General features: G+C 72.2%; 18 protein-coding genes. 7 read left to right on the top strand and 11 right to left on the bottom strand.

Annotation, left to right across the window (positions count from 1 at the left end; genetic code table 11):
* Position 1 precedes the first annotated feature (1 nt).
* Positions 2-1,264 carry an NsdA family TPR-like regulatory protein gene (locus JNO44_RS16090; RefSeq protein WP_205364855.1) on the bottom strand — a complete coding sequence of 421 codons (1,263 nt, stop codon included), beginning with the start codon at positions 1,262-1,264 and terminating at the stop codon, positions 2-4.
* Positions 1,265-1,386: 122 nt separating this feature from the next.
* Positions 1,387-1,635, bottom strand: coding sequence for a hypothetical protein (locus JNO44_RS16085; protein WP_205364854.1), 249 nt, complete (start codon positions 1,633-1,635; stop codon positions 1,387-1,389).
* Between the two features lie 412 nt (positions 1,636-2,047).
* Here JNO44_RS16085 and JNO44_RS16080 point away from each other — a divergent pair, with 412 nt between their 5' ends.
* The 6 genes from JNO44_RS16080 to JNO44_RS16055 all read left to right on the top strand — a co-directional run bounded on the left by JNO44_RS16080 (position 2,048) and on the right by JNO44_RS16055 (position 8,691).
* The gene (locus JNO44_RS16080; RefSeq protein WP_205364852.1) at positions 2,048-2,584 is read left to right on the top strand and encodes a class IV adenylate cyclase; all 537 of its coding nucleotides are present in this window, start codon (positions 2,048-2,050) and stop codon (positions 2,582-2,584) included.
* Between the two features lie 55 nt (positions 2,585-2,639).
* Positions 2,640-3,749, top strand: a complete 1,110-nt coding sequence (locus JNO44_RS16075) for a radical SAM protein (RefSeq protein WP_205364851.1) — start codon at positions 2,640-2,642, stop codon at positions 3,747-3,749.
* Between the two features lie 184 nt (positions 3,750-3,933).
* Positions 3,934-4,821 carry a helix-turn-helix transcriptional regulator gene (locus tag JNO44_RS16070; RefSeq protein ID WP_205364850.1) on the top strand — a complete coding sequence of 296 codons (888 nt, stop codon included), beginning with the start codon at positions 3,934-3,936 and terminating at the stop codon, positions 4,819-4,821.
* A gap of 111 nt (positions 4,822-4,932) precedes the next feature.
* Positions 4,933-5,700: an SDR family NAD(P)-dependent oxidoreductase gene (locus JNO44_RS16065; RefSeq protein ID WP_205364849.1), complete on the top strand. Its 768-nt coding sequence runs from the start codon at positions 4,933-4,935 to the stop codon at positions 5,698-5,700.
* Positions 5,701-5,771: 71 nt separating this feature from the next.
* Entirely contained in the window at positions 5,772-7,361 is a 1,590-nt protein-coding gene (locus tag JNO44_RS16060; protein ID WP_205364848.1) for an MFS transporter, read from the top strand.
* A gap of 493 nt (positions 7,362-7,854) precedes the next feature.
* Positions 7,855-8,691, top strand: coding sequence for an ArsR/SmtB family transcription factor (locus JNO44_RS16055; RefSeq protein WP_205364847.1), 837 nt, complete (start codon positions 7,855-7,857; stop codon positions 8,689-8,691).
* 30 nt (positions 8,692-8,721) lie between these two features.
* On the opposite strand, the gene JNO44_RS16050 is transcribed toward JNO44_RS16055, so the two are convergent.
* From JNO44_RS16050 to JNO44_RS16035, 4 genes are all read right to left on the bottom strand, one after another.
* Positions 8,722-9,669, bottom strand: coding sequence for a TauD/TfdA dioxygenase family protein (locus JNO44_RS16050; protein WP_205364846.1), 948 nt, complete (start codon positions 9,667-9,669; stop codon positions 8,722-8,724).
* Between the two features lie 300 nt (positions 9,670-9,969).
* Entirely contained in the window at positions 9,970-10,806 is an 837-nt protein-coding gene (locus tag JNO44_RS16045) for a carbohydrate ABC transporter permease (RefSeq protein ID WP_205364844.1), read from the bottom strand.
* A 6-nt stretch (positions 10,807-10,812) separates the two neighbouring features.
* Positions 10,813-11,736 carry a carbohydrate ABC transporter permease gene (locus tag JNO44_RS16040; protein ID WP_205364843.1) on the bottom strand — a complete coding sequence of 308 codons (924 nt, stop codon included), beginning with the start codon at positions 11,734-11,736 and terminating at the stop codon, positions 10,813-10,815.
* Entirely contained in the window at positions 11,733-12,989 is a 1,257-nt protein-coding gene (locus tag JNO44_RS16035; RefSeq protein ID WP_180990168.1) for an ABC transporter substrate-binding protein, read from the bottom strand. The genes JNO44_RS16040 and JNO44_RS16035 overlap by 4 nt, the downstream gene beginning before the upstream one ends.
* A 345-nt stretch (positions 12,990-13,334) precedes the next feature.
* On the opposite strand from JNO44_RS16035, the gene JNO44_RS16030 reads away from it, so the two are divergent.
* Positions 13,335-13,889: a DEAD/DEAH box helicase family protein gene (locus tag JNO44_RS16030; protein WP_205364842.1), complete on the top strand. Its 555-nt coding sequence runs from the start codon at positions 13,335-13,337 to the stop codon at positions 13,887-13,889.
* 137 nt (positions 13,890-14,026) lie between these two features.
* Here the strand turns inward: JNO44_RS16030 and JNO44_RS16025 are convergent, their stop codons facing one another.
* The 5 genes from JNO44_RS16025 to JNO44_RS16005 form a co-directional block, all read right to left on the bottom strand.
* The gene (locus JNO44_RS16025; RefSeq protein WP_205364841.1) at positions 14,027-15,913 is read right to left on the bottom strand and encodes an APC family permease; all 1,887 of its coding nucleotides are present in this window, start codon (positions 15,911-15,913) and stop codon (positions 14,027-14,029) included.
* Between the two features lie 202 nt (positions 15,914-16,115).
* The gene (locus JNO44_RS16020) at positions 16,116-17,054 is read right to left on the bottom strand and encodes an oxidoreductase (RefSeq protein ID WP_205364840.1); all 939 of its coding nucleotides are present in this window, start codon (positions 17,052-17,054) and stop codon (positions 16,116-16,118) included.
* Positions 17,055-17,094: 40 nt separating this feature from the next.
* Complete coding sequence (nirD, locus tag JNO44_RS16015; protein ID WP_205364839.1) at positions 17,095-17,451, bottom strand: nitrite reductase small subunit NirD; 357 nt, start codon at positions 17,449-17,451, stop codon at positions 17,095-17,097.
* On the bottom strand, positions 17,448-20,078 hold the full coding sequence (gene nirB / locus JNO44_RS16010; RefSeq protein WP_205364838.1) for a nitrite reductase large subunit NirB: 2,631 nt from the start codon (positions 20,076-20,078) through the stop codon (positions 17,448-17,450). Before nirB ends, nirD begins: the two co-directional genes overlap by 4 nt.
* Complete coding sequence (locus JNO44_RS16005; RefSeq protein WP_205364837.1) at positions 20,078-21,418, bottom strand: NAD(P)/FAD-dependent oxidoreductase; 1,341 nt, start codon at positions 21,416-21,418, stop codon at positions 20,078-20,080. The genes nirB and JNO44_RS16005 overlap by 1 nt, the downstream gene beginning before the upstream one ends.
* Positions 21,419-21,519: the final 101 nt, after the last annotated feature.

The following is a 21,519-nucleotide window of genomic DNA, read 5'->3' as shown; positions in this document are numbered from 1 at the left end:
CTCAGACGGTCTCGCGGATGCGGGCGCCACACTCGCGGGCGACCGCCGTGTCGATCACGGCGACGGCGCGCTGGAACTCCCGAATCTTGTCCAGCAACCGCGGCGACGAGATCCCTCCACACACCTGAAGTGCGGTGGCCATCTCGGCGCATGCCTCCTCGGCTTCCCCCGCCTCAAGGAGTACACCCGCGAGTTTTACGCGGTACGAGGCGCTGTTGCGGAGCAGGTCACCACCGATACCGGTCACCGCAGCACGCAGAAAGGGAACGGCGCGCTTGGGTTGCTCCGCCCGGACATACATGTCTGCCGTGGCGTAGTCCACCTCGAACGGTCCGACGAACTGGGCCCAGTTGGGTACCTCGGTGTCCGCATCGACTCGGCCTTGGTGGCTGACGGCACGGCTCAAGGCACGGCGCGCTCCGGACAGGTCTCCCACATGGGTAGCCACGTTGGCGGCACGCAGCGCGATCACGAGGTGCACGGTGTGCCCGGCGCCGGCGCGTTGGGCGAGCCGGTAGGCGTTCTCGACGGCGCTCGCGGCTTCCCATGCCCGTTCGGCCCTGATGGCGAGCAGCACGAGCGTTTCCAGGACGGAGACTTGAAGGAGGGGGCTGTCGACGAGCTGGGCCGCGGCCAGCGCTTCCATGCATGCCGCTCGCCCCTCGGCGATCCGCCCACCGTCGTAGCCGTACCAAGCTCGGTGCCCGTGCAGCTCGGCCAGCATCGTCTGAAGCTCGCGCCCGACGCGGCTGGTGTACGAAGCCGCGCTGAGCGCTCCCGTGATCTCGTTCTCGATCCGGCGCGCTTTGGTCATGGCCGGCACGCTGCCCTCGCTGTGGTCTGTCTGGTACAGACCGTCGAGTCGCTCGCGCAGCAGGCCGAGGTCACCGACACCGATCCGAGGTCCTGGCCGAGAAGACACCAGAGCCGTTGCGGCAAGCACACCGGCGTCGGCGACGAATGTCCTCCGATTCACCCCTTCAGGATCGCCGATCGGCGCGGACACCGACAGGCGATGGTCTGGAACATCGAACCCCATCTCGTAGAGAGGGACCCCGAACATTGCTTCCAGGACGGTCTGTTGACTCGGGTGGGGCAGAGGCGGAGGGGTCTCGCATTCCCAGCGGCGCAGCTGCCGAACGCTCAACGATGCATCAATGCCGAGACGTAGGGCTTCGTGCCTGAACGCTTTGACGAACGCCTGCTGCGTGTACCCCGCGGACTGCCGTAACTGCGCCAGTCTGTTGCCACCGATGCCCACCATGCGCTTCCCCTTGCGGCTGCGGTTGGTCCTCCCACCGTAACGAGCGGGCCGTGGCGGCGGATGAAAACGTCCGCCTGAACGTCCGCCTCCGCGGCGCCGGAAGCGCTCCAACTCGCAGTGGACTAGAGGCTCACCGCTTCATCGGCGAGGCATCGAGGAGGCAAGGCGTGAGCAGATGCACCCCCACGTACGTCGAGCAGAAGAACCTGCAACGGGATGACATGGATGAAGGAACCGTCGGTCGTGAAGAGTCCGGTGAGCGCCCCGTGGGCATGCCGAAGTGGGTCTTCATCGGGGCTCGCGTGCTTGACACCGCCAAGGAGCGCGAGGCCGTCGTCCACGGGATCGGACAGCCTTATGCGCTCCACCACGAGCAGCCGTCCTGCGTGTGGCTGCGCCCGCCGGGCGGTGGGTTGGAGTGGTGCGTGGAGGGCAGTGCCATGAGACCGCTTGAGGAGGAGCCGTGCCCCGCCGGGGCCGGTCCGCAGACGCCGTCGCCCGAGGGCCCGGCGTCCCGCCGATGCCGCGCTGACGACACATCACATCAGAACGCCCTCGCCCCTCCGCCGTCAAGGCGGTCAAAGCTGACGCTCGCCGGATCGGGTTCAGTGGCCAGGAAGCCGCTCTGCGCAAGGCGCTCATGCATGAGGTTGGAGGCGACGAGCGCAGGCAGATCCGCCGGGACGCAACTCAGGGAGACACGGGCGCGACCGCAACGCGTAAGCGCCCTACCGGCAGGCTCATGCTCTGACGCACAACACGCGGCATACGAAAAGGAGATACATGCACACCATCGAGTACGAAGCGAAGGCGCTGGGGATCGATCCGGATGCCATGGCCGAGCGCATCAAGGTGGCTGGCGGAAGCTTCCAGGGCGAGCGACTTATGCGCCGCTACGTGTACGACACGGTCCCCGCTGTGAGCGGGCGCTGGGTGCGCCTGCGGGACTCCGGCGGCGCAGTGACCCTGTGCGTGAAGACGATCAGCTCGGACGCGATCGATGGCACCCGGGAGACCGAGACAACGGTCGGCTCGTTCGAGGACACGCACGCGCTGCTCGGGCTCATGGGGCTCACGCACCGCAGCTACCAGGAGAACCGGCGCTCGTCCTGGCTGTTGGACGGTGTGCGGCTGGAGATCGACGAATGGCCGCGTATCCCGCCCTATCTGGAGATCGAGGGCGACACCGAGGAACAGGTGTGGGCGACCGCCGAATGCCTCTCCATCCCCCGATCCGACCTGACCAGCGAGAACACGACGAAGGTGTTCGCACGGTACGGAATCGACCTCGACTCGATCAGCGAACTCCGATTCGCCTAGACCTCTCTACTGCGCGTCGGCGGGGTCACCAGGCCCCGCCGGCTAGGAGGCGACTATGACCGACACTGACACGAACGCCTTACCGATCACGGTAGTGCCAGACCGGACCCTGCGCGTCAAGATCATTGACGCCTGCGGACTCGCCTGCACCTTCTGTCACAACGAAGGCACCCCGGTCACGACGGACAACCTCGGCCGCGAGGCCGGCCAGTTCACCGGGACGGCCGGCCGATCCGGTCGGGTCTCGATCTACCTCGCAACGAACAGTGCAAGCTTCCTGCCGGAGCGGATCAAGGCCGATTCCGACTTTGCCTTGGCCCTGGCGGCAGTGCGCGGCAGCCTCCCGACTACCGAGGTTCACTTCACGGGCGGGGAGCCAACTCTGCACCCGGAGTTGCCGGCGCTCGTCCGCATCGCGCGACGCCTCGGCCTGACGGTGGGACTCACCAGCAACGGCGAGAACGGAGCGGCCGTTCTGCCCGAGTGTGCGGCGGCCGGGCTCGACCGGATCAACCTGTCCGTATTCGGAACAACGCCCGAGGAACTTGCCGCCGTCCAGGCGCCGCGCTTCGCTTCACCGAAGCTGGCGGCACGGAAGCTGGACGCTCTCGCCGCCACGATCGACACCGCCTCCCGGCACGGGGTGAAGGTGTCGGCGAACATCGTGATCCCGGACCATGACCACGTGGCACGGGTGCTCCGCATTATCGAGGAGCACGGGCGGGCCGTCACCGTACGGATGCTTGTGAACCTTGAGGACGACGGGGCGTCACTCGCTGCCATGCAAGAGGTTGTGGATCATCTCGGGGCGGTTGCGGTCCGCCGGATCGTCACGGCAGGCGCTTCCGATCAGCGCACCCGCTACCGGCTCCCCGACGGCCGGGCGCTGTATGCCAAGAGCATCCGGTCCGTCCGGCTGCCGGACACCTGCGCTGGGTGCCGGTTCAACAACGACCGGGACTGTCAGGAGGGGTACTACGGCGTGCGCATGTACCGGGCGCGGGGCGGCCCGTTCATGGTCGGCGTGTGCATTCAGCGCATGGACCTGTGCCTGACGTTGGGCGAGTTCGTGATGAGCCAGCGGTGCGCCGAAGTACGGGACTTCCGCGAGGAGGAAACCGCCCGGCTCATGGCTCTCCATAAGACGGCCGCAGTGTCCCGCTGACAGCGAGGACGACACCGCGGACATCATCGACGGCGTTCTGGCCTGATGCGCCCCCAGAGTGCCCTACTGGCCGATCAGTTCAACATCTACGCAGGTCAACCCAACAAGGGCGGCACCTGTGCGGAGGTGCCGCCCTCGGTTTTGTGGTGGGCGTGGGGGTGCGGGGGCTGCCTAGCATGGGCGGATGGACATCTCGCGACTTCCCACCGAGGCACGGCAGCGGCGGCGTGCCGAGATCAGGGCGTTCCTGCGGTCGCGGCGGGCGCGGGTGACGCCCGCCGAGGTGGGGATGCCGGCGGGCGGCGGGCGGCGTACCAGCGGGCTGCGGCGGGAGGAGGTCGCGGTGCTCGCCGGGGTCGGGGTCTCCTGGTACACGTGGCTGGAGCAGGGGCGCGAGATCAACGTCTCGGGCGAGGTGCTGGACGCCATCGCGCGGGTGCTGCGGTTGGACCCGTCCGAGCGCGCGCATCTGTACCTGCTGGCCGGGCTCAACCCGCCGCCGGTGGACGCCGGGGCGGACGCCGGGCCGGCGGTGGTGCCGGACGCGCTGCGGCGGGTGGTGGACGGGTGGCTGCCGCGGCCGGCCTATCTGATCGACCGGCACTGGAACTTCGTGGCGGTCAACGACGCCGCGCGTGCCGTGTTCGGGTACGGCGTGGGGGACCACAACTGCCTGGTCAGTTTCTTCACGAGTGCGGCGACGCGGTCGTCGTTGTGCCACTGGCAGGACGCGGCGCGCGCCATCGTCGGGCAGTTCCGGGCGGATGCCGCGCGGTACCCCGACGACCCGTGGTTCGGTCGGCTCGCCGCCGACATGTGCGCCGCCAGCCCGGCCTTCGCCGACCTGTGGGCGGAGCACCAAGTGGGCAGCGCCGCCCAGGGGTTGAAGGCGCTGCGGCACGAGGCGGTGGGGGAGTTGGTGTTCGAGTACACGACGTTGCCGCTGCCGGATCTGCCGGGGCACCGGCTGATGCTCTACACGCCCGCGCCGGGCGGGGACACGGGCGCGCGGCTGGCCCGGCTGTTGGAGACGGGCGGGGCGGTCGGCGCGGAGGCCGGGGCGCGGTCGTAGCGGGCCGCGGCGGGGAGCCGGCGTGCCGGCCGGTCCCGCGAAGGTGGTGGTGGCAGACCCAGGTGTGACCGGCACTGCGCGCGGGGCGCGTACCGGCCGACGATCGTCGGTATGGAGCGATTCACCAACAAGACCGTCCTGATCACGGGCGGTGCCACCGGCATCGGCCTGGCCACCGCCCGCCGCCTGCTGGAGGAGGGCGCGTACGTCGTCCTGGCCGGCCGCCGGCCGGAGCGGCTGGAGGCGGCGGCCCGCGCGCTCGACGCCGACGGCGGCCGGGTGGCGACGGTCCCCGCCGACGTCGCCGAACCCGCCGACCTGGACCGGCTGATGCGGCGCATCGAGACCTGGCGCGGCGGGCTGAACGCGGTCTTCGCCAATGCCGGCGTCGGCGTCTTCGGGCCGAGCGGGCAACTGAGCGCGGACGACCTCGATCGGATTCTCGACGTCAATGTGAAGGGGGTGTTCCGCACCGTCGGGAAGGCGCTGCCGCTGATGGGTGACGGCGGCGCGTTCGTGCTCAACGCCTCCTGGACCCTGCACCGCGGGCTGCCGGTCGCCGCGGCCTACGCCGCGAGCAAGGCGGCGGTGCACAACCTGGCCCGCACCTTCGCCGCGGAACTCGCCCCGGCCGGCATCCGCGTCAACTCCGTCAGCCCCGGTTACATCGACACCGAGATGTACCGCGCCGCCAACCCCGGGCCGGACGCCGAGGCCCGGGACGCCGCGCAGGTGCCGCTGGGCGCTCTGGGCCACCCCGACGAGGTCGCCGCGGCGGTGGCCTTCCTGGCGTCCGACGACGCCGCGTACATCACCGGGCAGGACCTGATCGTCGACGGTGGGCTGGTGGCGGCGGTGCCGACGGGGGCGGAGAAGTGACGGGGCGCGGGATACGGCGGACGAGCGGACGGGGCGGGCGGGGGCCGCGTCCGGCGGTCACCGTGGTGGCGGTGCTGCTGACGCTGGTGATCCTGCCGACCTCGGTCACCGGGTCCGGCGTGGCGCTGCCGCACATCGGCCGGGACACCGGAGCGCCGCTGGACACCCTCCAGTGGGTGGTGCACGCCTACAACCTCGCCTTCGCCTGCGCCATGCTCGCCTGCGGCTCGCTGGCCGATCTCCTGGGCCGGCGCCGGCTGTTCGCGGCCGGGGCGGCGCTGTTCGCGGGTGCCTCGCTGGCGAGCGCCGCCGGGGTGGGTGTGCTGCTGCTCGACGTACTGCGGGCACTGGCCGGCGTCGGCGCCGCCGCCCTGCTGACCAGCGGCAGCTCGATCCTGGCCACCGCCTTCGAGGGCGCCGCCCGCACCCGGGTGTTCGCCGCGGTCGGCATCGCCACCGGCGGTGGCCTCGCGCTGGGCGCCACGGTCGCCGGCACCCTCGCCGACACGGTGGGCTGGCGCTGGTTCTTCGCCGCCCACGGCGTGCTGATGGTGGTCGTGCTGTGCGCGGTGCCCGGCATGCCGGAGTCGCGCCGGGCCGGCGCGAGCGGTCTCGACGTGCCGGGCACCGCGGCCTTCGTCGGTGGCCTGTTCCTGGTGATGCTGGGCATGGTGGAGGGGCCGCAGTGGGGGTGGGGCAGCCCGTGGGTGCTGGGCATGCTGGCCGGAGCGGTGCTGCTGGCGGTGGTGTTCGTCCGAGTGGAACGGCGCAGCCGGCACCCGATGCTCGACCTGGGGCTGCTGCGCAACCGGCGCTTCCTGGCGCTGTGCCTGATCCCGGTGGCGGTCTCCTGCTCGTTCGTGATCCTGCTGCCGCTGCTGCCCAACTACCTGACGGTCGTGGACGGAATGACCAGCCGGGCCGCGGGCGGGGTGCTGCTGTTGATGACCGCGCCCGTGCTGCTGGCCCCGCCGCTGGCCGGCCGGCTGATCGCCCGGGGGCTCTCGCAGCGCGCCGTGTTCACGCTCAGCCTGGCCTGTCTGACGCTGGGCGTCGCCGGGCTCGCCGTCGTCCTGCGCCCCGGGGCCGGGGCGGGCGCGCTGGCCGCGCCGCTGCTCGTCCTCGGGGTGGGTCTGGGGCTCAACTTCGGCCTGGTCGACGGGGCGGTGCTGACGGTGGTCGCACCGGACGCCACCGGCACCGCCGCCGGCCTGCTCAACACCCTCCGGCTGGGCAGCGAGGCGGTCGCCATCGCCGCCGCCGGCGCCGCGCTGACCGGCCTGACCCGGCTGCAACTGCACGACGGGCTGCCGCGCTTCCCCGCCTACCGGGAGGGTGCCGCGGCCCTCGCCAACAGCGTCAACGCCGGTGATCTGAGCGGCCCGGCCGCGGCGGTGCCGGCGGCCGCCCGGCCCGGCTTCACGGCGTTCGCCGCCCAGGGGTTCACCACCGCCTGGCAGTTCGTGCTCGGCGTCGCCGCGGTGCTGTGTGCGGTGTTGTGGCTGGTGATCCATCGGATGTTGGCACCGGTTGCGGAGGCGCCGTCCGGGCCGGTTCCGGCCGATCCCCGCACCGATGCCCGGGCCGATCCCGGGACCGATCTCCGGACCGAGCCCGGGGCTGCCACCGCGGGCGGTCGTCCGGCGGGGAGGGCGGGGTAGCGTCCGGCCCGTACGGCGGCGAGGGCGGCACCCGTGCACGGGTGCCGCCCTCGCTTTTCTCCGGACTCCCCCCTCGGGAGCTGCCGCCCTCCCAGTCGGCGTGGGAGGCGGCCTCCAACGGGGCGCCACGCGGCCGGTTGTTTGCCCATCACCCCCCACGGGATCGAGCAATCCGTGCCGTGCACACCGTCGTTGAATTGCCTCCAGCATTCCGTCCCGGCGGTGCCCCGCGCGACCCTTTTCAACTCTGGCCAAAAGGGCATGGTGACCGCGCGTGAGGGCGTGCATACTCAGGCGTGCCGGGGGCCGACGGAGATAACCAAAGAGTGGGGGTTCGGTGTTACGCGTCCATTTCAGTGGACTCGATCTGGCCCGCGTGCGGATTGCCGCACGCCCCGATGCCTTGTGGGAGACGGTCTTAAGCTTTCACCGGCTTCGCGACAGGCGTGACGATTCCACGTTCGGCGGTTGGCGATCGGAAACCCGCGGAAGGTTGAATGGCGAAGCGCGTCTGCTGGCGCCACTGGTGCCCAGTCGGGGCTATTTCCCTGATTTCCTGACGCCCGCCGAGGGCCTGCTCGGCATGGACGAGGCGCTCGCCGCGCTGCGCGAGACCCCGGCCGCCAGGCTGCACGCCGAACTCGCCCGGCTGGCGCCCGTGGGCCGCCCGCTACCCGCGTGGATACGGGCCATGGCCGACGGTGAGACCCGCTCGCTGGGCCGGCTCGCCGGGATACTCCAGCGGTACCACGACGCGGCCGTCGCCCCGTACTGGCACCGCGTGCAGAGCCGCATAGAGGCCGACCGGGCGGCCCGCGGCCGGGCCCTGCTGGACGGCGGCGCGGACCGGCTGCTGGCCTCGCTGCCGCCGATGATGCGCTGGCGCGCGCCGGTGCTGGAGGCCGAGTACCCGGTCGACCGGGACCTGTACCTCGGCGGTCGGGGGCTGCTCCTGCTGCCCTCGTACTTCTGCCGCCGCACCCCGGTCACGTTCTACAACCCGGACCTGACGCCCGTCCTGGTGTACCCGGTCGAGCACCCGGCCCCGCGCCTGACCCCGCCGGTCCCGGCCGCCCGTTCGCTGGGGCGCCTCGTGGGCCAGACCCGCTCGGCGATACTGCAGGGCATCGGCGTCGGCTGCACCACCAGCGAACTCGCCCGCCGGGTCGACGTCTCGCTGGCCTCCGCCAGCCAGCACGCCACCGTCCTGCGGGACGCCGGCCTGCTGTCCACCCTGCGCCAGGGCAACGCGGTGCTGCACACCCTGACGCCGCTGGGCGCCGCCCTGCTGCGCGGCGGCGCCCAACTGGACGGGACGGCGGCGTCCTAGGGCCTGCCCGAAGGGTCATGGCCGGGGCCGCTAGTACGGCCGGTCCCCGGCGATCGCCACCCGCTCCGCGACCCGCCGCCGCGCGCCGTAGTCGCACACCGCGTAGTGCTGGGTGGCGCGGTTGTCCCAGAACGCGACGTCCCCGGCCCGCCAGCGGAACCGCACCTGGAACTCCGGTACGTGCGCCTGCTGGAACAACAGCCGCAGCAGCCGGTCGCTCTCCGCCTCCGGCAGCCCCACGATCCGGGTGGTGAAGGAGGCGTTGACAAACAGCATCCGTCGCCCGGTCTCCGGGTGCCGGCGCACCACCGGATGCTCCACCGGCGGGAACTCCGCCTGGAATCTAGCGAGTTGAGCCGGCGAGTAGAAGCGGGAGAACCCCGGGAGATAGTCGTGGACCGCTCGCGCGTAATCCATCCGTGCCCGGATTTTCGGCGGCAAATTGTCGTAGGCCGCTGCCATGTCGGCCCACAGGGTGTCCCCGCCCGACGGCGGGACCTCGCGGAGCTGCAACACCGCGCCCATCGCCGGCCGCGCGCGGAAGGTTACGTCCGTGTGCCATACGTTCTCGAACGTCGGTACGCCTCCGGCCGCCTTGTCAAACCTCACCACCTCCTTCGAGTCGCCCCGGGCGAGCAGCGGGTTGGTCTCCAACTGCCCCCAATTGGCGGCGAATTGACGTTGTGCGGCGGAGGTCAGATGCTGCCCGCGGAAGAACAGCACCTTCCACTCCAGCAGCGCCCGGTTCAGCTCCGCGCGCAGCGCCGTGGACAGTGGACGCGACAGATCCAGCCCCCGGATCTCCGCCCCGATGGTGGCGGCCTGCGGGACGACCTCGAACAGCTCGTAGGGCCGGTCCCGCCAGCCGTCCGGGGTGCGGCGCAGGATCCGCCGGCCCTCGTGGAGCCCATCGGCGGGGATGCGGTGGGGGCGCAATGCGGGCGTGGGGGTGGAAGGGTCGTCGGCACGGGTGGTCAACGTGGCCTCCTTCGAAGGGCGTCGGGGGCGCGTGGCTGCGCGTCGGCCGGGACGGGAGGGGTGCGGCGGTATCCGGGACGGCGCCGGGGCGCGGGTCCTTCAGGACACGCCGGGACAGTCGGCCGGGGGCGAACCCACCCGGCCGCGGCGGCGCAGGAAGCTCAGGCCGCGGGGTGCGCACGCGCCGTGAGGGCCGCGATCGCGCGGCGCCGCCTCACGGAAGACCGGGTACGTGCACATGGCACGCACCGTAGCGCATCCCCGGCCCGCTGCCCATGGTGCGCGGACCGTCGGCGGTGCTCAGTCGTCGATGCCGCTGCGCTCCACGCCGGCCACGATGTACCGCTGGAGCAGCAGGAAGACCACCACCAGCGGGACGATCGAGACGCCCGCGGCGACGAACAGCTCATGCAGGTTGAGGTTCTGTGCGGTGGTGAACGTGGACAGCGCCACCTGCACCGTCCAGGCCGACTGGTCCTGGCCGATCACCAGCGGCCACAGGAAGGAGTTCCACGCGCCGATGAAGACGATGGTGCCGACCGCCGCGAACACCGGCCGCGCGTTGGGCACCACGATCCGCCAGTACGTCCGCCAGTACCCCAGGCCGTCCACCCGCGCCGCGTCCTCCAACTCCTTGGGGAAGCCGAGGAAGTACTGCCGGAAGACAAAACAGGCGAAGGCGCTGAAGAGCGTCGGGATCACCAGGCCGCGGAGGGTCGAGATCCAGCCGAGTGTGGACACCAGGACGAAGCTGGGGACGAAGGTCACGGCCGCCGGGACCATCAGCGTGCCGAGGATCGCGTAGAAGACCACCGAGGCGTGACGGTAGGGGATACGCGCCAGGCCGTAGCCGGCCATGGAGGCCAGCACCACCGTGCCCACGGTCGTCGAGACGGCGATCAGCGTCGAGTTGAGCAGCGCCCGGGCCAGCGGCAGGTCCGGGTCGGAGAACACCTCGGTCAGGTTCGACCAGTGCAGTTCGCGCGGGAAGAACGCCCAGGTGGGCGCCGTGATGTCGGCCTCGCCCGCCAGTCCGTTGCGGACCAGCAGATAGAACGGGACGAGGAACAGCAGCGCCAGCGCGACCAACAGCACCACCCGCAGCGCCCGGCCGGCCCGGGTCAGGGCATCGTGCATCTCCGCTCAGTCCTCCTTGCGGCCGAGGCCGAACCAGCGGGCCTGGACCACCGTCGCCACCGCGATGATCAGGGCCAGGATCACCGCGCCCGCGCTGCCCAGCCCCAGGTTCTGGTCCCGCCCGAGCGCGGTGTAGTACAGGTACACCAGCGGCGGCCGGGCGTACGGCGGATAGCCGCGGGCGTCGCTCAGCAGGTTGTAGAACTCGTCGAACGCCTGGAAGGCGTTGATCACCAGGAGCAGCAGCACCGCCACCGACGTGGCCCGCAGCTGGGGGAAGGTGATGTGCCGGAAGACCTGCCAGCCCGGCCGGGCCCCGTCCATCGCCGCCGCCTCGTACAACTGCGGGGAGATCCGCTGGAGACCGGCCAGGAAGAGGATCATGTAGAAGCCGGCCTGCAGCCACAGCCGTACGGTCACGATGACCAGCCAGTACCACGGCGGGCTGGTCGTGGACAGCCACGCCGTCTGGTCCGTCCCGAACCAGCCGAGCACGGTGTTCGCCAGCCCGAACCGCACCCCGTTGAAAAGCGACAGTTTCCAGATCAACGACGCCACGACATAGGAGCACGCGGTCGGCAGAAAGAAGACCGACCGGAAGAAAGCCTGGGCGAAGCGGAGTCGGTTCACCATCAATGCCAGCGACAGCGACAGCGCGAAAGTGGCGGGCACGATGAATGCCGTGAAGAGGAGGAAGGTGCCCAGACTTCCGAGGAATGCGTCGTCGCCCAGCATCGCGGTGTAGTTTCCCAGTCCGACGAATTCCGTCGGATTCACCGTGTTGTGCGCGTTGAAGAAGCTGAGGTACACGCTCCACAGCAGCGGGACGTAGGTGAACAGCCCGAGCCCGACCGCGAACGGCCCGACGAACACCCAGAACCACAGATTCCGCCGGTGCGGGCCCAGCAACCGGGCCGTGCGCGCGCTCACTTCTTCTTGACCCGCTGGAGCTCGGCGTCGACCTTCCGCAGCACCGCCCTCAGCTCGGTCTCCGGATTCGCCCCGTCCTTGATGATCCGGCTCAGCGCGTCCTGATAGGCGTTGCGGTCCGCGCTGGTCCACAACAGCGGTTCGGCATATCCGTGTTCGGTGGCGAACCGCACGGCGTCCGCGGCCGGCCCCTGCTGGAGTCGCTCGGCCTTCTTCGCCAGCGAAATCCGGGCCGGGATGTGGAATCCGTACGACAGCGCGAAGTCCTGCTGGAAATCGGTCCGGTCGATCCACAGCCACTTGGCGAATTCCTTCGCCGCCGCGGTCTGCTTACTGCGCCCGCTCACCGCTGAGGCGTACGCCCCCACCGGCACCGTCGGCTTCCCGCCCGCCCCGTCCTTCGGGAACGGCAGCACCCCGAAGTCGTCCCCCAGCGCCTTCGCGATCTGCGGCAGCGCCCACAGTCCCGACCACTGCATCGCGGTCAGCCCCTGGACGAAGGCCGCCGGGTCGGACCAGTCCGTGGGCGCCCCCAGCAGCAGCGACTTGTCGACGTACAGCTGGCGGATCTTCGCCAGCACCCGGGCGGCGGCCGGGTCGTCGAAACCGGCCTTGCCGTCCTCGGTGATCAGGCTCAGCCCGGCGGCGAACAGCGGCGTCCCGCCGAGCACCCCGACCCCGCCGTCGTTGCCGAGGAAGAGCCCCTTGACCTTGCCGGTGGTGAGCTTCTTCGCGGCGTCCACCAACGCATCGACGCTCTGCGGCGGTTGCACCCCGGCGTCCTTGAGCAGGCTCTTGCGGTAGTAGAGCAGCTGGGTGTCGACGGCCTGCGGGATGCCCCAGATCTTGTCCTGCCAGATCTTCGGCGCCAGCACCGCCTGGTTGAAGTCGTCCTTGACCGGCGCGACGAGGTCGGTCAGATCGGCTACCTGACCGCTCTGGATCTGATCCAGCAGCGGCCCGTTGACCTCGAAGACGTCCGGCCCGGAGTCGGTCAGCAGCGCCGCCGCGGTCTGCCGGTCGTAGTCGCCCGGCCGCCACTGGACGGTGACGTGCGCCTTCTTGTACGCGGCGGCGTAGCGTTTCACCGCCTGCTGGGTGCCCGGTTCGCCGTACTGGTGGTACCACTGCGCCAGCGCCGGCCCCGAACCGCTGCCGCCCCGGCCGGTGTTGGAGCCGCACGCCGTCAGCGCGCCCGCGAGTGCGATGCCGCCTCCGGCGGCGAGGAGCCGTCTTCTGCCGATCACCGTCATGGACGGTACTTTGCCGTAACTGGCGGAGCCGCGCACGACGTTGTCGGCATTCCCGCCGTGGGGGTTGCGGTTTCCTCCCGCCTTCGGCGGGAGGGGGTTGCGGGGCGGGGCGCCGCAGGTGTGTGGTGGGTGCCGGGTGCGGGGCCTCCGGGGTGGGTGGTTCGGACTGCTGCGCTTTACGTCCGAACCACCCACCCCTGCGGCCCCGCACCCTCCCCGCCGTCGTCGTCCGCGGCGGCCCCGCCCCCTGTGGGGTGATGAGGGGCGGTGGGGGCGCGAAATTGGTTCGTCTGCGCGTGGTGGGCCCTGGCACCCTGGCGGTTGAGGTGACAGGGAGGGCAGTACGTGACGGAGAGCGGCGGCGGGGCGGCCGAGGTGTTGCTGATCGGGGGGCGGGCCGGGGTCGGCAAGACGACGGTGGGGTGGGAGGTCTCCGCCCTGTTGCGCGCGGCGGACGTCGGGCACGCCGTCATGGACGGGGACTTCATGGGGCAGCTCCATCCGGCCCCGCAGGGCGATCCGACGCGGGCCGGGATCGTCACCCGGAACCTGGCCGCGGTGTGGGCGAACTACGCCCGGGTCGGCTGCCGGCGGCTGGTGTACACCAACACCGTCAGCGTGCTGCCGGAGAGCGCCGGGATCTTCGAAACGGCTCTGGGGCCCGGTGTGCGGATCGTACGGGTGCTGCTCACCGCCACCGACGCCACCGCCACCGAGCGGCTCACCGGCCGGGAGCGCGGCTCCGAACTGGCCCAGGAGTTGGCGAGCAGCGCCCGCAAGGCCCGGATGCTGGACCGCCACGTGGGGGCCGACACGCTACGGGTGGCGACCGACGGCCGTTCCGTACCGGACATCGCCGCCGAGGTAGTCGCCAAGACGGGCTGGGCGCCACGAGCGTGATCGCCCCGAGAGCCCCAGGCTCTTGCTTGTACCTCTCCCCACACCCGGCACCCACCGAACAGCCGGCGCCCCGCCCCACAAACCCCCGCCGAAGGCGGAAACCCCACCACGGCGGGACAGCCGACAACCTGGGGAAACTACGGCGCCAGCCGGAACCGAAGCCGGCAGATCACCGCATCCGTATCGCGCCGGAGCGCGTGCGCGACCACCGCGCCGCGCTGGTTCTGGAGCACCCGCTGCCACAGGTGGGCGGGCTCGGCCTCGGGGATCAGCACGGTGACCCGGGCGTCCGGCCGACGGTCGGTCAGATCCCGGACGTAGGAGGCGATCGGGCGGCCCAGGGAACGGGTGGGGGAGGGCAGTTCCAGCAGGTCCACGCCCGGGTTCCACAGTTCCCAGTCGCGGCGCAGCGCCTCGACGCCCGGGCGCTCCTCGGTGCCGTAGGTGACGGTCACGGCGATCACCTCGTCGCCCATCGACACCGCCGCGTTGAGCGCCTCGCCGGTCAGCCGGGACAGGTGCGAGACCGGGACGACGACGAGCGAGCGGGCGCGCCGCGGCGGCTCGGGCACCCGGCCCAGGCCGAGCCGGTCACCGATCCGCCCGTACGCCCGGTGCACGGCCTCGAAGGAGAGGACCAGCAGCGGCAGCGCGATGACGATCAGCCAGGCGCCCTCGGTGAACTTGGTGGCGGTGACGACCACCGCGGCGGCGGCGGTGAGCACCGCGCCGAAGCCGTTGAGCAGCGCCTTGCCGAGCCAGCCGGCCGACCGTTCCCGGTGCCAGTGGCGGACCATCCCGGTCTGGCAGAGCGTGAAGCCGACGAACACTCCGATGGCGAACAACGGCACCAGGGTGTTGACGTCACCGCCGGAGAAGACCAGCAGCGCGGCGGCGACCGCGGCCAGCGCCAGCACGCCGTGGCGGTGCACCTGGCGGTCGGCCTTCAGGCTGAAGACGTGCGGCAGGTAGTTGTCGCGGGCCAGCAGGCCCATCAGCACCGGCAGCCCGCCGAAGGAGGTGTTGGCGGCCAGCGCGAGCAGCACCATGGTGGCGAACTGGACGACGTAGAAGGCCCAGTTGTGGCCGAGCGAGGCGTCCGCGAGCTGGGCGAGGACGGTGACGCCCTCGACCGGCTGGAGGTGGAAGCGGCCGATGAGCAGCGACAGGCCGATCAGCATGACGCCGAGCAGGGCGCCGAGCGCGACCTCGGTGCGCTGGGCGCGCCGGGTGGCGGGGGCGCGGAAGGACGGGACAGCGTTGGCGACCGCCTCCACGCCGGTCAGCGCCGAGCAGCCGGACGCGAACGCCTTCAGGAGCAGCAGCGCGCCGACGGAGGTGGCGTTCTGGGCGAGGACGGAGGCGTGCCCGGCGGCGGTGGCGGTGGACGCCGGTGCGTCGCGGAACAGCCCGACCACGATCATCGCCATGATCGAGGCGACGAAGACGGCGGTGGGCAGCAGGAACGCCCGCGCCGAGTCGGCGATCCCGCGCAGGTTGATCGCGGTCACCAGGACCAGCACGGCCAGGCAGATCCACACCCGGTCGGCGTAGAGGCCGGGGAAGGCGGAGGTCAGCGCGGCGACCCCGGCGGTCACCGACACCGCGACGTTGAGGATGTAGTCCAGGACCAGGGAGGCCGCGGCGATCAGGGCCGAGCGGCGCCCGAGGTGGGTCTTGGCCACCGCGTAGGAGCCGCCGCCGTTGGGGAAGGCGGCGATGACCTGGCGGTAGGACGCCACCAGGACGGCCAGCAGCGCGGCGATGGCGAGCGTGACGGGGAGGGTGAACCCCAGGCCGTGGGCGCCGGCCGCGGCCAGCACCAGCACGATCGACTCCGGCCCGTACGCGACGGAGGCCATCGCGTCGAGGGAGAGGGCGGCCAGGCCCTGGAGGGCGGTCAGGCGGTGCCGGTCACCGGCGGGGTCGGGGCCGGCGGCCGGGCCCGGGGCGGCACCGGTGTCGGTGACGGTCGCCGGGGGCGGCTGTTCGGGCCGGTTTGCGGGCTGCGACACCGTCGACATGGATCGTCGTACCTCCGTGCGGCACTGGGTGGGACCAGCCCAGCGTGGGGGCCGTCGAGGTGGACGGCGAGCGGCCTTGGCGCGCCCTTGGCGGGCGACGGGGCGATCTTCACGCGATTTTGACGGCGCACCCGGGCGCACGCGCCCCATCAGGCACGCGGGCGCTCCTCGCCTGTCGCGGGAGCGCCCGTCGTGCCGGGGCTCACGCCCCCGGGGCGATGAAGTCGTACCGCACCTTGGTGAGCTCCTCCGAGGCCGTCCACAGGCGCGCGGCGGTGCTGTCCTTCAGCGTCCAGGGGGCGCGGAAGGAGCGGGCCGGGGCGCCGCGGAGCCCGTTGCGCGGGCCGATGAAGGCGTTCGACCGCATGTGCGGGGCGGTGGCCGCGCACAGCGTGCCCAGCGCCCCGCCGTCCGCGGACTGGGCGATCAGGCGGTTGCCCAGCTCCACCACGCGCTCGGCGGACCGGCGGCCCTCCATCCGCACTCCCGCGGTCTGGAGGTTGGTGTGCGCGTAGCCGGGGTGCGCGGCGGCGGCGACGATCTGCGAGCCGGCCGCGGCCAGCCGCCGGGTCAGCTCGTGGGTGAAGAGCAGATTGGCGCTCTTGGACCGGCCGTAGGCGATCCAGCGGTGGTAGGAGCGGGTGCTGTTGAGGTCGTCGAGGTCCACGTCGGCCAGGGCGTGCAGCATGCTGGAGACCGTCACGATCCGCGCGCCGGGCGTCGCCAGGAGCTTGGGCAGCAGCATCCCGGTGAGCGCGAAGTGCCCCAGGTGGTTGGTGCCGAACTGCATCTCGAAGCCGTCCGCGGTGGTGCGCTGCGGCAGCGCCATCACGCCCGCGTTGTTGATCAGCAGGTCGAGCCGGTCGCCGCAGAAGTCGTCCAGGTCGTCGGCGAACTGCCGCACCGACGCCAGGTCGGCCAGGTCCAGCGGCCGGAACTCCGCCTCGGCGGCCGGGACTTCGGACCGCAGCCGGGCCAGCGCGGCCCCGCCCCGTTCGGCGCTGCGGCAGGCCAGCACCACGCGGGCGCCGCGCCGCGCCAGCTCACGGGCGGTGATGTAGCCCAGACCGCTGTTGGCGCCGGTGACGACGACCGCGCGGCCGGTCTGATCGGGGATGTGGCTGGTGTTCCACCGGGTCACGCCGTACTCCTCGGTAGGGGAGATCCAGCGTACGCCCGCCTCACACCGCCCACTTGCGCACCCGGTAGGCCGGGACGGACACCGACGGATCGTCCAGGCAGCCCCCGGTCTCCAGGTCGAACCGCTGCTTGAGCAGCGGCGACGCCACGAACGGGCGGCCGTCGGCGGTGCCGGTCAGCCCCCGGGCGAGGACCGGGGCGCCGGTGAACGGGTCGCGGTTGTCGATGCCGTACAGCCGGTCCTCCCGGTCCCGGAACAGCGCCACCTGGCGGCCGTCCGGCAGCAGGGCTGCGACCCCGCGGCCGGGGGCCAGCCGGTGCAGGTCGCAGACCGTGAACCAGCCCTCCGCCAGCCGGAGCTGGACCTGGAGGTCGGTGGTCTCGGGTGCCATGGTCATCGCGGGGTGCTTCCTTCCAGTGCGTCTTCCAGGGGACGGCGGCCGATGGCGAGCAGCGGCAGGTCGGGCTTCATCTGGTCGCGCTCGGGGACGAACGCGACCACCGGGTCGGGGGTGTCCGGGGCGTTCACGAAGGACACGAAGCGGGCGAGCTTCTCGGGGTCGTCGAGGGTCTCGGCCCACTCGTCCCGGTAGTGCGCGACGTGGGCCGCCATCAGCTCCTCCAGCTCCGCGCAGATGCCGAGCGCGTCGTGCACCACCACGTCCCGCACGTGGTCCAGGCCGCCCGGGATCCGCTCCAGCCAGGTCGAGGTGCGCTCCAGCCGGTCCGCGGTGCGGATGTAGAACATCAGGAAGCGGTCGATCAGGCGGATCAGCTCGGCGTCGGAGAGGTCCTGGGCGAGCAGGTCCGCGTGGCGCGGGGTCGCGCCGCCGTTGCCGCCGATGTAGAGGTTCCAGCCGTTGGACGTGGCGATGACGCCGAAGTCCTTGGACTGGGCCTCCGCGCACTCACGGGCGCAGCCGGAGACGGCGGACTTGAGCTTGTGCGGGGACCGCAGCCCCCGGTAGCGCAGCTCCAGGTCGATCGCCATGCGGACCGAGTCCTGCACGCCGTAGCGGCACCAGGTCCGGCCCACGCAGGACTTCACCGTGCGCAGCGACTTGCCGTACGCGTGCCCGGACTCGAAGCCCGCCGCCACCAACCGCGACCAGATCACCGGGAGTTGCTCCACCCGGGCGCCGAACATGTCGATCCGCTGGCCGCCGGTGATCTTCGTGTAGAGGCCGAAGTCCCGGGCGATCTCGCCGATCACGATCAGCTTCTCGGGTGCGATCTCCCCGCCGGGGATGCGCGGCACGACCGAGTACGAGCCGTTCTTCTGGAGGTTGGCGAGGAAGTGGTCGTTGGTGTCCTGGAGGGCCGCCTGCTCGCCGTCCAGGACGTAGCCGCTCGCGCCGATCGTCGGGGCGAGGGAGGCGATGATCGAGCCGACGGCCGGCTTGCACACCTCGCAGCCGTCGCCGCCCCGGGCGCCCTCGCGGCCGTGGCCGTCCAGCAGCTCCCGGTACGAGGTGACGCGCAGGGCGAGGACGATCTCGTACAGCTCCTCGCGGGTCTGCGCGAAGCAGCCGCACAGGCCCTTGTCGACCTCGACGCCGGACGCCTCCAGCTCCGCGGTGACCAGCTGGCCGAGCGCCTTCACGCAACTGCCGCAGCCGGTGCCGGCCTTGGTGCACTTCTTCACCTCGGGCACGGTGGTGCACCGGTGCTCGGTGACCGCGCCCCGGATGGTGCCCTTGCTGACGTTGTGGCAGGAGCAGACGATCGCATCGTCCGGGAGGGCGGAGGGGCCGAGCTGGGCCCCCGGGTCCGCGCCGGCGGGCAGGACGAGGGACTCGGGGGAGACCGGGGGCACCGACCCCGTCAGTGCCCGCAGCGTGCCGTACGCCTCCGCGTCGCCGACCAGGATGCCGCCGAGCAGCGTGCCGTCGCGGCCGACGACCAGTTTCTTGTACAGGCCGGCGCGGGAGTCGGAGTAGACGACGTCCAGGCAGTCCTCGGTGGCGCCGTGCGCGTCGCCGAAGGACGCGACGTCGACGCCGAGCAGCTTCAGCTTGGTGGACAGGTCGGCGCCGGTGAAGGCCAACTGCTCCGTCCTGTCGGCGGCGAGGGCGGCCGCGGCGGTCTGCGCCTGCTCGTAGCCGGGGGCCACCAGGCCGTACACCCGGCCGTCCGCCGCCAGCGCGCACTCGCCGATCGCGAACACGTGCGGGTCGGTGACCGTGCGGCACTGTTCGTCGACGGTGATGCCGCCGCGCTCGCCGACCGCCAGGCCGCAGGCGCGGGCCAGCTGGTCGCGGGGGCGGACGCCGGCGCTGAACACCACCATGTCGGTGGCGAGTTCGGAGCCGTCGGAGAGCCTCATCCCGCTGACCGCGCCGTCCGTGCCGATCACGATCTCCTGCGTGCCCACGCCGGTGTGGACGGTCAGGCCCATCTCCTCGATGGTGCGCCGCAGCGCGGCGCCGCCGCCGTCGTCGACCTGCACGGGCATCAGCCGGGGCGCGAACTCCACGATGTGGGCGCGCAGCCCGAGCCCCTTCAGGGCGCCCGCGGCCTCCAGGCCGAGCAGGCCGCCGCCGACCACCGCCCCCGTCGTCGCCCGCGACTTCGCGTACGCCTCGATCGCGAGCAGGTCCTCGATCGTGCGGTAGACGAAGCAGCCCTCGGCGTCCTTGCGGGGGACCGGCGGCACGAAGGGGTAGGAGCCGGTGGCGAGCACCAGGGCGTCGTACGCGAAGACCCGGCCGGACGCGGCCGTGACCGTCCGCGCCGTGCGGTCGATCGTCTCCGCCGCGTCGCCGACGTACAGCTCGATGCCGTGCTCGGCGAGGAACTCCCGGTCGGTCAGGGAGAGTTCCTCGGGTGTGCGGCCCGCGAAGTACGAGGTGAGCTGGACCCGGTCGTAGGCCGGGCGCGGCTCCTCGCACAGGACGACCACGCGGTGCGTGGCGGTCAGGCCGCGCTCGGCGAGCGCCTCCAGGAAGCGTTGGCCGACCATGCCGTGGCCGACGAGCACGATCGTGGGGCGGGGCCGCTCCCCGACAGGTGCGGTCGTGGACATCAGGAGCCTCCGTCGTTGGTGAGCAGATGGAGCAGGGGGCCGTCGTCGGGGAGCGGCTCTGCTCCCTCCCAGGCGCGGGCGAGCGCGCCGACGGTGCCGAGTTCGCCGACGAGGACCCCGCCGACCAGGCGGTCGTCGCGGACGACGACCTTGCGGTAGGTGCCCCGGGTGGCGTCGGCGAGTTGCACGACGTCGTCGCCGGGGCGGGCCTCGGTCTCGCCGAACGCGGCGAGGTCGAAGGGGGACCCGGGGCCGGTGAGGGTCAGCCGGGTCAGGGAGCGGGTGCCGGTGTAGCGGGCGCCCTCGTCGCCCGCGAGGAACCCGGCGAGGGCGTCGGCCTGTTCGAGGGCCGGGGCGGCGAGGCCGTAGACGGTGCCGTCGTGCTGGGCGCAGTCGCCGATGGCGTGGATGTGCGGGTCCGAGGTGCGCAGCGCGTCGTCGACGAGGACGCCCTTGTCCACGGTGAGTCCCGCCTGCGCCGCCGGTCCCGTGCGCGGTCGCACGCCGCAGGCGAGCACCACCAGGTCGGCGTCGAGGGCGTACCCGTCGGCCAGTTCCACCGAGCGGACCGCGCCGCCGACCGCCCGCACGTCCCGCACCCGGCACTCGGTGTGCACCTCGACGCCGAGGTCCTCCAGGTGCCGCAGCACCAGCCGGGAGGCGTTCGGGTCGAGCTGGCGCTCCATGAGCCGCTCGGCCTGCTGGGCGAGCACCACCTGCGCGCCGCGCGCGGCGAGCGCACGGGCCGCGGAGACCCCGAGCAGCCCGCCGCCGATGACGACCGCCCGCGCGCCGGGCCGCACCGCCCGGGACAGGCCCAGGCAGTCGTCCATCGTGCGGAACGCGTGCACGCCCTCGGGGAGCCGGCGGTCCGACGTGAACAGGCCGCGCAGCGGCGGCAGCACCGGATTGGCGCCGGTCGCCAGCACCAGCGTGTCGTAGCCGAACTCCCGCCCGTCCGCGCACCGCACCCGCCGCGCGGCCCGGTCGATGTGCACCACCTGGGCGCCGCCGTGCCAGGCCACCCCGGCGGCCGGCGCCGGCAGTGCGATCACCGGCGTCGGATAGCGGCCGGCGAGGACCTCGGCGAGCAGCACCCGGTTGTACGGCGGGTGCGGCTCCTCGGCGAGGACGGTCACCCGGAGCGGACGCCGGGCCGGGCGGGCGGGAGCCGGCGACCCCGCCCCGTCCGCCGCCGCGGCCAGTTGGTGGACGAGCCGGGCGGCGGCCATCCCGCCGCCGACCACCACGACCCGCGCCGCCGGGGGCGCCGGCGCGGGACCGGTGCGCGTGGTGTCCCGGGGCGCGGTGCCCGGGAGCGGTATGCCCGTCAGCGTCATGCCCGACAGCCTGCGGCGCCGCTGTTACCCGCCCGCATCGCCCGCGTTTCCCCGGCGGAACGCGGCCCTCAGCGACCCGCCGGCCGCACTGTGAGGGGATG

The sequence above is a fragment of the Streptomyces noursei genome, assembly GCF_016917755.1.
Taxonomy (GTDB): Bacteria; Actinomycetota; Actinomycetes; order Streptomycetales; family Streptomycetaceae; genus Streptomyces; species Streptomyces yunnanensis.
Note: the sequence above shows the minus strand (reverse complement) of the source record. Positions and strands in the feature narration are given on the sequence as shown.